This window comes from Psychrobacter sp. (genome assembly GCF_035469765.1).
GTDB lineage: Bacteria > Pseudomonadota > Gammaproteobacteria > Pseudomonadales > Moraxellaceae > Psychrobacter.
Window position 1 is genome coordinate 1 of record NZ_DATIRM010000140.1, and the last position, 13,701, is coordinate 13,701.

9 protein-coding genes are annotated in these 13,701 nt (G+C 44.4%); 5 read left to right on the forward strand and 4 right to left on the reverse strand.

Annotated features, from left to right (window positions below; translation table 11 throughout):
- From VLN09_RS03995 to uvrA, 4 genes are all read left to right on the forward strand, one after another.
- Positions 1–968, forward strand: a 968-nt coding sequence (locus tag VLN09_RS03995; RefSeq protein WP_325243902.1) for a DUF1176 domain-containing protein, incomplete at its 5' end; no start/stop codon positions are given.
- Positions 969–1,549: 581 nt separating this feature from the next.
- On the forward strand, positions 1,550–3,238 hold the full coding sequence (locus tag VLN09_RS04000; RefSeq protein WP_325243904.1) for a DEAD/DEAH box helicase: 1,689 nt from the start codon (positions 1,550–1,552) through the stop codon (positions 3,236–3,238).
- Positions 3,239–3,520: 282 nt separating this feature from the next.
- Positions 3,521–4,765 carry a DUF819 domain-containing protein gene (locus VLN09_RS04005; RefSeq protein WP_325243906.1) on the forward strand — a complete coding sequence of 415 codons (1,245 nt, stop codon included), beginning with the start codon at positions 3,521–3,523 and terminating at the stop codon, positions 4,763–4,765.
- A 236-nt stretch (positions 4,766–5,001) separates the two neighbouring features.
- Entirely contained in the window at positions 5,002–7,569 is a 2,568-nt protein-coding gene (gene uvrA, locus VLN09_RS04010) for an excinuclease ABC subunit UvrA (protein ID WP_325243908.1), read from the forward strand.
- A gap of 39 nt (positions 7,570–7,608) precedes the next feature.
- Here the strand turns inward: uvrA and VLN09_RS04015 are convergent, their stop codons facing one another.
- The 3 genes from VLN09_RS04015 to VLN09_RS04025 form a co-directional block, all read right to left on the reverse strand.
- Positions 7,609–8,349, reverse strand: a complete 741-nt coding sequence (locus VLN09_RS04015) for a peptidase (protein ID WP_325243910.1) — start codon at positions 8,347–8,349, stop codon at positions 7,609–7,611.
- Between the two features lie 42 nt (positions 8,350–8,391).
- A complete protein-coding gene (locus tag VLN09_RS04020; protein ID WP_325243912.1) occupies positions 8,392–9,177 on the reverse strand; it encodes a transglutaminase family protein in 786 nt (261 codons plus the stop codon).
- A 67-nt stretch (positions 9,178–9,244) separates the two neighbouring features.
- Positions 9,245–11,542 carry a circularly permuted type 2 ATP-grasp protein gene (locus VLN09_RS04025; protein WP_325243914.1) on the reverse strand — a complete coding sequence of 766 codons (2,298 nt, stop codon included), beginning with the start codon at positions 11,540–11,542 and terminating at the stop codon, positions 9,245–9,247.
- A gap of 380 nt (positions 11,543–11,922) precedes the next feature.
- Between VLN09_RS04025 and VLN09_RS04030 the strand changes: the two genes are divergently transcribed.
- On the forward strand, positions 11,923–12,573 hold the full coding sequence (locus VLN09_RS04030) for a M90 family metallopeptidase (RefSeq protein WP_325243916.1): 651 nt from the start codon (positions 11,923–11,925) through the stop codon (positions 12,571–12,573).
- Positions 12,574–12,673: 100 nt separating this feature from the next.
- Here the strand turns inward: VLN09_RS04030 and VLN09_RS04035 are convergent, their stop codons facing one another.
- Entirely contained in the window at positions 12,674–13,348 is a 675-nt protein-coding gene (locus VLN09_RS04035; RefSeq protein ID WP_325243918.1) for a hypothetical protein, read from the reverse strand.
- Positions 13,349–13,701: the final 353 nt, after the last annotated feature.

The following is a 13,701-nucleotide window of genomic DNA, read 5'->3' on the forward strand; positions in this document are numbered from 1 at the left end:
CGGTCTGTGATAACACACTTACTTGCAGACTTGCAGGTTATCAAGCAGATAACAACAGCGAGTTGCCTGTGTCTGTATTGCTGATACGCCGTGCAGGTGCCAATGCGACAGTTGATGGTCGAGTAAAACTTGGTGGTGCTAGAGAGAACTCTAATAAAGCCTTGATGCAACTTGGCAATCGTCACCGGCTATCTTTGTTTATCAATGATAAAGACTATGGGGAAACCAGACCTTTCTCAAGTACTGCAGGCTATGCTGAGCTTACCTCAGCGCAGGTAACAGCGCTGTTAGAGGCACTCACCAAATCTAGTAAAATAGAGCTGGTTATCCGCAATACACGCTGGCGTTTGTCTGATAAAGGAGCAAGTGCCGTCATGCTAAAAGCAGATGAAGCACAAGGTCGAGTGGGTACGGAAAGCGCTTTTATTCATACAGATGGCGTCACCAAACCGAGTAGCAGTGTGTTATCACCTAAGTCGATACCATCGATACGGATGGTCCTGCCAAACCCTAAGGCTGCATCTAGTAATAAGAAATTCGTCATGCGCACCTCGCAATTATCAGAGTTGATGAAAGGCACGGTAAAAGATGTCAGCAGTGACTGTCCAAGCTTGTCTGATAAATCGCCATGGCGTATCAGTCGCTTAAATAGCAAACAGCTGTTGGTACAGCATAATTGTTGGGCAGCTGCTTACAATGCGGGCACTGGCGCCTGGGTGATCAATGACACCAAACCTTATGACCCAAAGCTGGTCACGACTAATGCGACGGACTATGATAAAGGTCAAATAACTTCTATCCAAAAGGGTCGTGGTATTGGTGACTGTCTCTCCAAAACTGAATGGCTATGGACCGGTAAAGATTTTGAGAAAAGTCACGAGAGCACGACAGGTCTGTGCCGTATGATTGAAATGGGCGGCGCATGGCAAATGCCAACCTATGTCACTGACGTCAAAATCTCACGTTAATATTAAAACATTCGCGCACTTTTCCCTTAATAGAAAAGCGCTGATAATATTCGCCATATAGCCCTTAATAACAGTTGATAATATGATTTTTATAAATTCCTTATAATTTCTATGAAAATAGCTACTGTTTTTAATTTTGTTGTGCTATACTGCGTCCCCACGTTAGCATAGTCTAATGTGAATTATGAGATTGATAACATCGCCTGCGATTTTGGGTCTAGGATGACCGAAAGTAATTGTTGCCGATGATTTTGTGTACTTAAATAATTTTATTATTTTTGACTCATATCTTATCTACTGACCCTTGTAGGGGCTAGATTGGTTGTTACTTACCTTTATCTGCTTTGGACAAAGCATTGATATTGAGTTTTTAACAGACAAGGATGAGACACTCGGCACTACCACCAAAATACGTCAGACAGCACGAACGCCTTTATATAATTTTGACAAGCCTTCTGGGTTTGGCATGTAATTATCATTATTTTGATAATCAGATTATATGGGTAGCGTGGTGAACGGTTATCAGTGGTATGCATCAAGCTTGCTGAATTTACAGCAGCTTATACTTACCAAGGATACTCATGACTGACATCTTATCTGCAATCGCTGCTGAAAACGGCATTATCGAAAGCACTGACACTCCAAATACTGCTGCAAATACCGATACTAATAATGAAGCGGCTACTACTGACGAAAATAAAGTCACCTTTACCGATCTTGGTATTGCTAAGCCGATTCTTACTGCGCTTGAGCGTAGTGGTTACACCCATCCAACACCTATTCAAGCAGAAGCGATTCCTTTTGCTCTACAAGGTCGTGACCTTTTATTGTCTGCGCAAACAGGTAGTGGTAAAACAGCTGCATTCGTAATCCCAGTACTTGATCGCTTAAGCCGTGCTACTAGCTTCGACAAATTAACCAAAGCACTTATCCTAACGCCAACGCGTGAGCTTGCTCAGCAAGTACATGAAAGTGTGCGTACCTATTCTAAAGATATGCGCGGTCTATTCTGCGTGCCTTTAGTGGGCGGCGCACCATACAACGGTCAGATTACTGCTTTGAAAAAAGGCGTACAAGTAATTGTTGCAACTCCTGGTCGTTTACTTGACCATATCAATGCGGGCCGCGTCGACTTATCAAGCCTTGAAATCTTGGTACTTGATGAAGCTGACCGTATGCTAGACATGGGTTTTGCTGACGATATCAGCGACATCCTACGTGCAGCACCAATTGATCGTCAAACGATTATGTGTTCAGCAACTTGGGACGGTCCTGTCGGCAAAATCGCGGCAAGCTTCACCAAAAACCCTGAGCGTGTATCAATCAAAGTTGAATCAGCACACATCGAAGAAAAAGTGTATTACTGTGATGATTTTGAACACAAAAACCGTTTGCTTGACAAAATCGTTTGTCACAAAGATATGGAGCAAATCATTATCTTTGCTGCTACCAAACGTAGCACTGAAAAATTAGCCAAACAGCTACAAGAACAAGGTCATAAAGCAAGCTTCCTACATGGCGATTTGCCACAAAGCAAGCGTAACCGCATTGTTCAAGACTTGCGTAATGGTAAATGCAAAATTCTAGTTGCCACTGACGTTGCTGCTCGTGGTCTAGACGTTCCAGCACTATCGCACGTTATTAACTATGACTTACCGCGTCAAACGGAAGATTACGTCCATCGTATCGGTCGTTGTGGCCGTGCCGGTCGTACTGGTGTTGCTATCAGCTTATGTAGCATGGATGATCGTCCACAGCTTAACGCTATCAATCGTTATTTAGATCGTAAAATGGAAGTATCTGTTATCGAAGGCATGGAGCCTAAGAAAACGTACGTACCTAGCGAAAACAAAGGTAATGGTCGCGGTCGTGGCCGTGGTCGTTCAAACGGCGGCGGTAATGGTCAAGGTCGTGGTCGTTCAGCGGGTGGTTATGCTGGTTCTGGTGCTGGTAAACCTAGTGGTCAAGGCCGTGGTCGTCCATCAGGTGATAGCAGCAACGCTACTGGTCAACGCGCAAGCAATGACAGCGGTTATCAAGGTAAGCCACGTGACGCGTCAGGCAAGCCAAATGAGCGTTCAGGTGGCAAGCCTTACCAAGGTAAGCGTACTGGTGCTCCTAGTCGCGGCGATAGCACTGGTGTTCCACGTGGTGAGCGTGCTGCAACGGGTCGTGGTCGTCCAAGTGGCAGCCAAGGTCGCCCAGCAGGTCGTTCAGACAGCCGTGGTCAAGGTCGTCCAACTGGCGGCAACCGTGGTAACAACTCGTAATAGTCTTATTTTAAACGATGAATGATTTTTGATAATCATGCCTTAATCGTCTAAAGATATTGCAGAAAAAGCCAGATACTTGTTATCTGGCTTTTTTGTGTTTGATGGTTTGATATTTACTGTCACGTAGAGATATTACCCAAGTATATGCAGGTATTTAATAAAATCCAACTTATCCAAACAGTTTAAAATTAAGCTTTGTACTCGATAGTTGCTTGCACGTCTTTTTAGCCTTGTCTATACTGACAAACTTTTACTTATCGAGTCCTTCGGAGCCGTTTGATGCCTGATATTTCTCATTTAGCTATTGAAAGCTTGCCATTAGCGTTTGGCATCATTATGGCGATCATCGGTTTGGTGTTTTATACTCAAGCATTGCCTGGTAAATTTTGGCAACGCTTTTATGCGGTATTGCCGGGTATCGTGCTGTGCTGCTTTATACCTGCGACGCTAAACAGTTTAGGCGTCTTTGCTGATGGTATTGGTTCGCAGATTTATGGTTTTACCGCGACTTATCTGTTACCAGCAAGTTTATTATTGATGACCCTGTCAATGGATGTACCAAAAATATTAGGTTTAGGCTGGAAAGCGATTGCTATGTTTTTTGCGGCTAGTGTGGCTATTGTTATTAGTGGTCCTATCAGCTTGGGCATCGCTAAATGGGTGTCGCCTGAGATGTTTACTGATGACACGCTATGGCGCGGCTTTTCAGCGGTGGCGGGTAGTTGGATCGGTGGTGCTGCCAACCAAGCAGCAATGAAAGAGCTGTTTGGCGTCAGTGATGACTTGTTTGGCATGATGATTTTGGTCGATACTACCAATGCCTCATTATGGCTACTGGCCATCTTAATCATGGCCAAACACAGTGCTAAGATTGATAAGTTTTTACGAGCAGATAGCAGTAGTATTGATAAGGTCATCAAAGCCGTTGAAAGCTATGAGCGTGATAATGCCCGTCCAGCCACGCTTAATGATTTGATGGTGATGTTTGGTTTGTGCTTTGCTATGGTCGGAGTGGCTCATTTTATTGGTGGGCAGATTGCAGGTTTTTTTGCGCCTTATAGCTGGGCGGTACAGTATAGCTTTGCCAGCGCGTTCTTTTGGATGGTAGTGATTATTACTATCATAGGTGTCATATTTTCTTTCACTAATATTCGCAGACTCGACCATGTTGGTGCGTCCAAAATCGGTACGGTATTTATTTTTATACTGATTGCTGCTATTGGCATGCAAATCAATCTAGCAGGTATCGTCTCACAATGGCGATTACTGCTGATTGGTTTGCTCTGGATGAGTATCCATGTGGTATTGATATTTATTTTTGCCAGAATCATTCGTGCGCCATTTTTCTTTTTAGCGGTCGGCTCGAATGCTAATACGGGCGGTGCTTCATCAGCACCTATCGTTGCGACAGCCTTTCATCCATCGCTTGCACCCGTCTGCGTGTTTTTGGGTATTTTGGGCTATGCCGTTGGTACGTTTGGCGGTTATATCAGCACGCAGTTGATGCGGTTGGTGGTGTCATAAATAGTTAAATTATTACTACCATAAGATTGATTTATTGCTATAAAAAAACCCGCATCGATGTGGGTTTTTTATTATTAAGCACCAGATGACTTAAGTTATCTTTTTGTCTATCTATGCTATTGATACGTAAGCCTAGCCATGGCCTTTCACGAGTACGTGTTAACATTTCTGCCAATTGTATAAAAACAAACAGACACGTTAGGAATAAACAACGACTCAATAGGAACGGTAGCGTTATGGCGAACCCAAAAAAATTAGAAGAAACGGTAAAGAAGACTAACACAGTGAAAAATGCTCTATATAACCCTGACCAAGAAAATATTCAGGTCAGAGGTGCGCGCGTTCATAATTTAAAGAACGTCGATGTTGATTTACCTCGCAATGCGCTGGTGGTCTTTACAGGCATATCCGGTTCAGGAAAATCATCATTGGCATTTGGTACATTGTTTGCCGAGTCACAACGCCGCTATCTTGATTCGGTATCGCCTTATGCTAGACGACTCATTGATCAGGTCGATGAACCGGACGTCGATACTATAGAAGGGTTACCACCAGCAGTTGCCCTACAGCAGCAACGAGGCACGCCTTCAGTACGATCTTCCGTGGGCAGTGTGACGACGATATCTAATGGTCTGCGTATGCTGTACTCACGAGCAGGAGAGTATCCAGCAGATCAAGAAATGCTGTATGCCGATGCGTTTTCTCCCAATACACCAGACGGTGCTTGTCCGACTTGCTCAGGTATTGGCCGCGTGTTTGAAGTTACCGAAGAATTACTGGTTCCAAATAACACTAAGACCATACGCGAGCGTGCGATTGTTGCATGGCCACCAGCGTGGCAAGGTCAAAACCTCAGTCGTATATTGACCACACTGGGCTATGATATTGACAAGCCTTGGCACACACTACCGAAAAAGACACGCGACTGGATTTTGTTTACTGATGACACACCAACGGTGCCTGTCTATCCTGAATACAATATTGAGCAAACGCGCGTGGCGATCGAGGAAGGTGAGAAGCCAAACTACATGGGCACTTTCACCAGTGCCAAAAACTTCATTTTGCACTCTTTTGCTACCACCCAAAGCCCGCGTACCAAAAAACGTGTCTCGCAGTTCATGCAGATATCTGAGTGTCCAGAGTGTCACGGCAAAAAACTAAAAAAAGAGTCGCTGTTAGTCAAATTTGCAGGATTGGATATCGGTGAGCTGTCACAGCTAACATTAACGGAAATGGCGCTAAAACTAGAGAAAACAGCTCGTACTAAGGTAGCCGATGAAACGCCAAACCGCGAAAAAGCCATCGTTGCCCAGCGTATTGCCAGCGATATTCTCTCTCGTGTTGAAGCACTGACAAGACTTGGTTTGGGCTATCTATCGCTTGAGCGTACAACACCAACACTATCTCCTGGTGAGCTACAGCGACTACGACTGGCAACCCAGATTCGCTCGCAGCTTTTTGGTGTGGTCTATGTGCTTGATGAGCCATCGGCAGGCCTACACCCTGCCGATACTCAAGCACTATTAGGAGCGCTGGATGAGCTAATCGCGTCTGGTAACTCCGTGTTTGTCGTTGAGCATGACGTTAGCGTAATTAGGCATGCGGATTGGGTGGTCGATGTCGGGCCAAAAGCTGGCACGCATGGTGGTGAGATTGTCTATAGCGGACCTGTAGATGGACTGCGTGACGTTGCGCAGTCGCATACTGGTCAATATCTCTTTGCCAACACGACATCTAATACGCAGTCAAAACCTAGCACAAGGCAGCCAACAACATGGCTCAAACTTGCAAACATTGAGCGAAACAATATAACAGGACTAGACGTTGAGTTTCCGCTTGGGGTTATGACGAGTGTCACAGGCGTCTCAGGTTCGGGCAAGTCAAGTCTCGTCAGTCAAGCGTTGGTTGAGCTCATCAATGAGGCATTGGGGCAAAAAATGGTCGCGGACGCACCCGTAGGTGAGGCAGATTTGCTTGAACAAGAGCTTGAGGCGGTAACAGGCGGTGAGATTGTTGCTGGTATGGAGCATATACGCCGGCTTATTAATATCAATCAAAAAGCGATCGGACGTACACCGCGCTCGAATCTGGCAACGTATACTGGATTGTTTGATGACGTGCGTAAGCTGTTTGCGGCAACCAAGCAAGCGAAAGCATGCGGCTATGATGCTGGTCGCTTCTCATTTAATACCACCAAGGGACGCTGCCCAAATTGTGAAGGCTTGGGGTTTGTTAGTGTTGAGCTGTTGTTTCTGCCAAGCGTCTATGCCCCCTGTCAGGTTTGTCATGGCCAACGCTATGATGATGAAACGTTGGCAATCACTTATCGAGATAAAAACATCGCTGAAGTACTGAGCTTAACGGTTGAAGCGGCTCACGAGTTTTTTGTCGATGAAGCGCCTATTTTGCGTGCATTACAAGCATTGCTACAAGTTGGACTTGGCTACTTACGTCTGGGTCAGCCAGCTACCGAGCTATCGGGCGGCGAGGCACAACGTATCAAACTTGCAACCGAACTTCAACGCACACAACGAGGCGACACACTTTACATATTAGATGAACCAACCACAGGCCTACATCCTGCCGATGTGTCTATGCTAATGGCACAGCTGAATGGTCTCGTCGATGCTGGTAACACCGTCATTATGGTTGAGCATGATATGCAAGTGGCTAGCAATAGTGATTGGGTTATTGATATCGGGCCAGGAGCTGGCGAGGAGGGTGGGTTGATTGTGGCTCAAGGCACTCCGGATGACGTCGCCCAATCAGAAGACAGTCGTACAGCACCGTTTTTATTGGTGTAATGACAAGTCTTCAAATTGGGTTTGATAGTGAGGAAAGGCCTATCCCCAATAATCATCAGGGCATTGAGGTAATTCAACTAAAGTGCGACGTAACGCCTCTGACCATTGATGACGAATAGTATTAAAGTACTCATCATGCTCATCGATACGGCGACCTTTGGGCAGGGTTAAACTGTCATTTTTATAAAGCACAAAATCTATCGGCATGCCTACTGATAGGTTCGAGTGAATCGTGGAATCAAATGACAGCATCAACGCACGTGCCGCGTGTTTCACATCAGTGTTATAGCTGACAGAACGATCCAAAATAGGTTTGCCATATTTGCTCTCACCCAATTGAAAGAAGGGGGTGTCTTCTGTGGCTTTGATACAATTGCCTTCAGGATAGATCATGTATAGCTCAGGTGGCTGACCTTTGATTTGACCGCCAAGCATGAACGAGCTAGTAAACGAACCATCGGCATCAGCATTAGCGACCGCTTTTGCATGGTTCATCTTTTCACGCATACATTCACCAACCATTTGCGCAGCATCAAACAACGTCGCTACCGTATTGAGATTACTTTCAAGGTGCTGGTCAATATCGTTTTGTAGCTTGTTAAAGACAGCTTGCGAAGTCGCTAGGCTACCGGCTGTTTGTAGCACTATAAAGCGCTCGCCTTCAATACCGTATTCATACAATTTTCTAAATGTCGATATGTGATCAACACCTGCATTGGTACGAGTGTCACTGGCAAAAATCATCCCTTCTTTGAGACGAATGGCAGCACAATAAGTCATAAAATACCCTTGATGAATAAACGTAATAAAAAATAGCGGGCGCTATGATAACTTTGTGACCAGCACTTGACTGTAAAGATTTTCGTAACCGCCGCCCATACGTACGCCGCGCACAGGAGCCGCATCTAAATAATCGCGACCAATCGCCACATATACATGAGAGCTTGGCTGAAATAACTGATTTGAGACATCAAAGGTATACCAGTAGCCGTCTAGCCAGACCTCAGCCCAAGCATGACTGGCCATATGATTCTCAGTGTCATCATAGAGATATCCGGACACATAACGCGCTGGGATGTGCTGATCTCGGCAACAACCTAAAAACACATGAGTATGGTCTTGGCATACGCCAGCACCAATCTCAAATGCTTCGGCTGCCGTCGTACCAACATGGGTCATATCTGGTATAAAAGGCATCTTGGTTAACAGCTCAGCGGCCATCGCCTTTAGGCTGTCATGGGTAGGGGTTTTTAGATAAGGCGCTGCAAATTCGCGCATCTCTTGTGAGCATTTGGTCAATGGGGTTTGTACTGTAAATAGCAGGTAGGGGACATTATCCATATCCTCTAAGCGTTTGGTCTCTGTATCGATCTCGACGATACCTGACGCTTGCATTTGTAAGTTATTATGTGCCTCGTTACGGCTTAGGGTGAGCCAATCATTACCAAAGCCATCCTTTTGATTAGTCGCTACTTTTGGGAGCATGACATCCCATTTATGAATGATTTGGTGCGGCATTTGCATTGGGGTCATGCGAATATACTGTACGCTGCGCTGCGCCAATTCGTCATAGTAATAGTTAGTTTGATGGCTGATCTGAAGTTTCATAGTATTATCCTATTATCTAGTCTAATGTTTTGTATTCATAACGATATGCTTATGATCTAGCGCTACACTAGACGCCTTGCCTAAGTATGATATTGAACTCTTGGCTGATGAGCGTAAAGTCACTAAATTGCTTTGATCTGATCATCTGATTGGTTAAGCGTATCAGCTCACGCCAGCGCGTGTTCTCTGGTAGCTTGTTAATCCAGTGCTTAAATTCAAGACTTGCTGCCATTGAATCCTCATTTAACAACACAGCGCGCTCTAAGCGCTCAAAGTGTCGTCCCAATTGCCAAAAGCAAATGACCGTTGCATGCTCTTGTGCCATGGCAGCATTGCAGGCATATAACTGTAAGGTAGCTGCCCGATAAGTGCCTGCGCTTGAGAGTCGTTTGATTAAATTATACAGCTCAGCCGTGTCTTTACCGATAACACCCTTCGCTTCTTGAACATTGGTCTCAATGGATTGAATCACGTTGGGAATGATGTTTTGCGCCAAGTCCGTCATCATTTGCGCTTTCATCGTCTTTAATGATTCGTTGGCATCAGCAGTAAAGCCTAGATGACCAATTAAATGCTGTATCTGTGTTTTTTTGAGGTCGCCTTTGATCAGCTGCTTCATAACATCGTCATAATAATAGAGCCGCTCACTGTATCTACCTAACCAAATCAGATGGCTGGCTGTGGACAGTAGTAGTATCATCGGTGCATCATCTATATCTTCATAGCCGGCCTCTAGAGGCTGTACACGATCATGATAGTTGGCATGACCGTTAGTATTAGTGTCTAGTGATGAGCGGTTAGACTTGTCAGTAGGCTGATTGTCCGAGGCTGTTAAATTACTGTCATCAATCACCCAAGTGTCTTTGATGCCACCACCTTGTGATGAGTTGACGACTAGGGAGCCTTCAACCATCGCCACGCGGGTTAAGCCGCCAGGCACGATATCTACTGTGCCATCACCATGACTTAAGATAAAGGGACGTAAGTCAATATGACGCGGCGCGATACCATCATTGACGGCAGTAGGGTTAGTGGACAGGGAGATCGTCGGCTGGGCGATAAAGCCTATTGGGTTTGCAAGCAAACGTTTGCGGTAATCTTCAATCTCTTGCTTGGTTGAGGTCGGACCAATGAGCATCCCGTAGCCACCAGAACCTTGGGTCTCTTTTACCACGAGTTTATCTAGATTATCCAGTACATACTGCAGCTCATCAGGCTTGCGGCACTGATAGGTTTGAATATTAGGCAAAATAGGCTTTTCACCTAAATAAAATTCAATCATATCCGGTACAAATGGATATAGACTCTTGTCGTCAGCAACACCAGTACCAGGTGCATTGACGATAACCACATTGCCTGCACGGTAAGCGCTCATAAGTCCAGATACGCCCAAGATAGAGTCCGAGCGGAAAGCTAACGGGTCAATATATGGGTCATCAATACGGCGATAGATGATATCAACTTGTACTTTGCCGCGAATACCTTGCATATAGACCTTACTGTCTTCAACCACCAAATCATAACCATGCACCAAGGGCACAGTCATCTCATGGGCTAGAAAAGCATGCTCATTAGAGGCACTGTTAAAGCGACCTGGGGTTAAGATGGCAATCTGTGGGTCATATTTGCTGGTTGAGCTGGCAAGACAGGCTTTGAGACGCTTTGGATAGTCACTGACATCTAAAATAGGGGTGTGAGCAAATAAGTCAGACAGTAGCGTCTCTGATATATTACGACTCTCGAGCATATAAGAGACGCCAGAGGGTGTGCGTAGATTATCTTCCAATACACAAAATCGACCGCTTTCATCACGAATAAGGTCAATACCACTAATATGGGAGTAGATAGGCTTGTCAAGCTCAATACCCATCATCCATGGTTCATAACAGCCGCTAGCATAGACGTAGCTGGCAGGAACGACACCTGCCTTCATGATGGCTTGATCGTGGTAAATGTCATGCAAAAAGGCATTTAAAGCGGTGATACGCTGCTTACAACCAGCCTCAATCTGTTGCCACTCACTTGCCGCAATGATACGCGGGATGATATCAAACGGTATCATACGCTCGATGTTTTCAGCATCACTATAGACGGTAAAGGTGACGCCTTTTCGGTAAAATATGTTCTCTGCTTGCTCATTAAGATGGCTAAGAGCATCACTATTGATATTATCTAGCCAGTCGCCAACTGTCTGTGCTACTGGACGATACTGGTCTTTACTGATTTTTAATTCATCGAAGCATTGCGGCTTTTCTGTAGATTTTGCCGCCACTTTTGTAGTGTTTGAGGAGCTGGTCTTAGTAGCAGGTTTACTAGCTGTTGATGTCTGATTCTGGGCTTGGGACTGAGTCGTTTCTTTATTCATAAATACCTCACGCGTCCTTGGTAAAGTTATTGTTATGATAAGTAAGCTGACTATAATAGGCAGTCTGGTATGGCAATACGTCCAATATATAGCCTGTGTCTTATATTCACTATACCGTGTCTATAAGCGAATGCACAATAAGTGTTTAATATTTTAAATTTACCAGAGTCAAGGTGCCGTATAGACGTAGCTTAAAGATTTGAAATAACTGTGGTGTTGATTATGGCTAATATACTGTTTATATATATAGAAGTGCTGTTAAATGCGAATACTAAGGAAAACCAAATATGTTTAGTATGATAAAAGACTGGCGTGAGCAGCGTATATTGGATAACAGCGATTTTACCCATGGCGACTGGGTGCAAGCCGCATAGAGAATTGTGATACTAGATAGACTAAATGAGGACGAAATGAATCGCCTGTTTGAGCTGGCGACATTGTTTTTGGCTGACAAATCTATTAACGGCGCTCAAGGTTTTGAGATTACAGACACAGTTAGGCAGTCTATTGCCTTACAAGCCTGTCTACCTATCTTAAACTTAAGTCTTGAATGGTACGCTGGCTGGTCATCGGTGATCATTTATCCTGGTTCATACAAAAGCGAAACCACCACCGTAGATGAATTCGGCATCGTCCATGAGGGCACTCAACATCGTAGCGGTGAAGCGTGGCAGCGCGGTCCTGTCATATTGTCATGGAAGGACGCTAAGCATTCTGGCGAGCGTGATGGGCATAATGTGGTCATTCACGAGTTTGTCCATAAGATTGATATGCTAAACGGCAGCGCCAATGGTTTTCCGCCGCTGCAACCTGATATAGATCCTGCTCGTTGGACTGAGATTATGAGCCGAGATTTTGAAGATTTTCAGACCCATCGCAAGTCAGGACTCGATCGTTATGGAGCGACCAATTCAGCGGAGTTCTTTGCTGTGCTCAGTGAAGTATTCTTTGAGACACCGCAGAAATTGGTAGATGCTTATCCTGATGTTTATGAGATTATGGTGAAATTTTTTCGTCAGACGCCGATGTGAAGTAGTTAATGAGAATCAACAAAAAGGGCAGTGCATCACATACGATGCATTGCCCTTTTTATATAAAATATTCCTAATAAATCATATGCTTACAATGTATTTATACTGTCCATCTATCATTAATAATGGCCACCAAATAGCGCTTACCTTGATAGTCATCAAATACCAAGCGCATTATACGCCAGTCCATACCATCATATTCCTCAGACCCTTTATAATGAAATTCAACAACATCTGAGTTCGGATAGATATCTCTTAAGTTATTAATCATACCACCAGTTTGATGGAACTCATTGATGCTAATAGCGCTATTATTATATTTTTTAGCAGCAACCCAAGTATTTAGATATTCTGGCAAGGGAGTTACTAGCAGGTCGCCAGTACCGTCTTTTTCACCCCAAGTAAAACGAATCTTCGACTGTTGTAGATATTGAGCATATTGTTCACGGCTAAAGACCTTATCCGCTTCAGGACGCACGTAGGCATACATCGAAAAACGGACGCCGCGCGTTGGGTGGATATCATTAGTGATTCTAAAGAAGTCATTATTAGCAAGGGCGCGCTGGATACGCATTGCTTGCTGTCTGAGAGTTTGCTGACTCATGTCAGAGACCACAGGTACAGATGCGTTACCGGTCGATTGATTAGGAACGGTCGCGCTGGACTCAGCAGAGGATTGGCACCCGGTGATTGCCAATATCGAAGCAAAACCCGCCGCAGTTGATAGCTTATAAAGATAAGACTGAGAAATATTAAAACGAGATAACGGCATCATAACAATATCCTTATCATAGCTTATGTAAGTCAATCCAAAATAAATATGGCGTTAAAGGCGCATTTACTTATTAACAGTACTCACCAATAGTACCCATAACTCATCAAGGTTTATAATGGTGCTGTGTAAACTATTTTTTCAATAAACCTGATTAACACAATTATGCAGTAAAGTGGTAGTTTATATATGATTTAATGAATATATCATTTAAAACGTCATATTTCATGGAGAATGCCATGCAAAAAATGATATTTTCTATCTTGATGCTCATAATAGGGTTTTCTGCTATGACGGCTACCGCTAATCTAACAGAGCCATTACAGAAGGCTTTTTCCATAAAAGTCAGTACTATT

Excerpts from the sequence above, each read along its gene's own strand:
- VLN09_RS04015 (WP_325243910.1), bottom strand. The coding sequence starts at position 8,349 with ATGACTTATTGTGCTGCCATTCGTCTCAAAGAAGGGATGATTTTTGCC.
- VLN09_RS04000 (WP_325243904.1), top strand. The coding sequence starts at position 1,550 with ATGACTGACATCTTATCTGCAATCGCTGCTGAAAACGGCATTATCGAA.
- VLN09_RS04020 (WP_325243912.1), bottom strand. The coding sequence starts at position 9,177 with ATGAAACTTCAGATCAGCCATCAAACTAACTATTACTATGACGAATTG.
- VLN09_RS04005 (WP_325243906.1), top strand. The coding sequence starts at position 3,521 with ATGCCTGATATTTCTCATTTAGCTATTGAAAGCTTGCCATTAGCGTTT.
- uvrA (WP_325243908.1), top strand. The coding sequence starts at position 5,002 with ATGGCGAACCCAAAAAAATTAGAAGAAACGGTAAAGAAGACTAACACA.
- VLN09_RS04035 (WP_325243918.1), bottom strand. The coding sequence starts at position 13,348 with ATGATGCCGTTATCTCGTTTTAATATTTCTCAGTCTTATCTTTATAAG.
- VLN09_RS04025 (WP_325243914.1), bottom strand. The coding sequence starts at position 11,542 with ATGAATAAAGAAACGACTCAGTCCCAAGCCCAGAATCAGACATCAACA.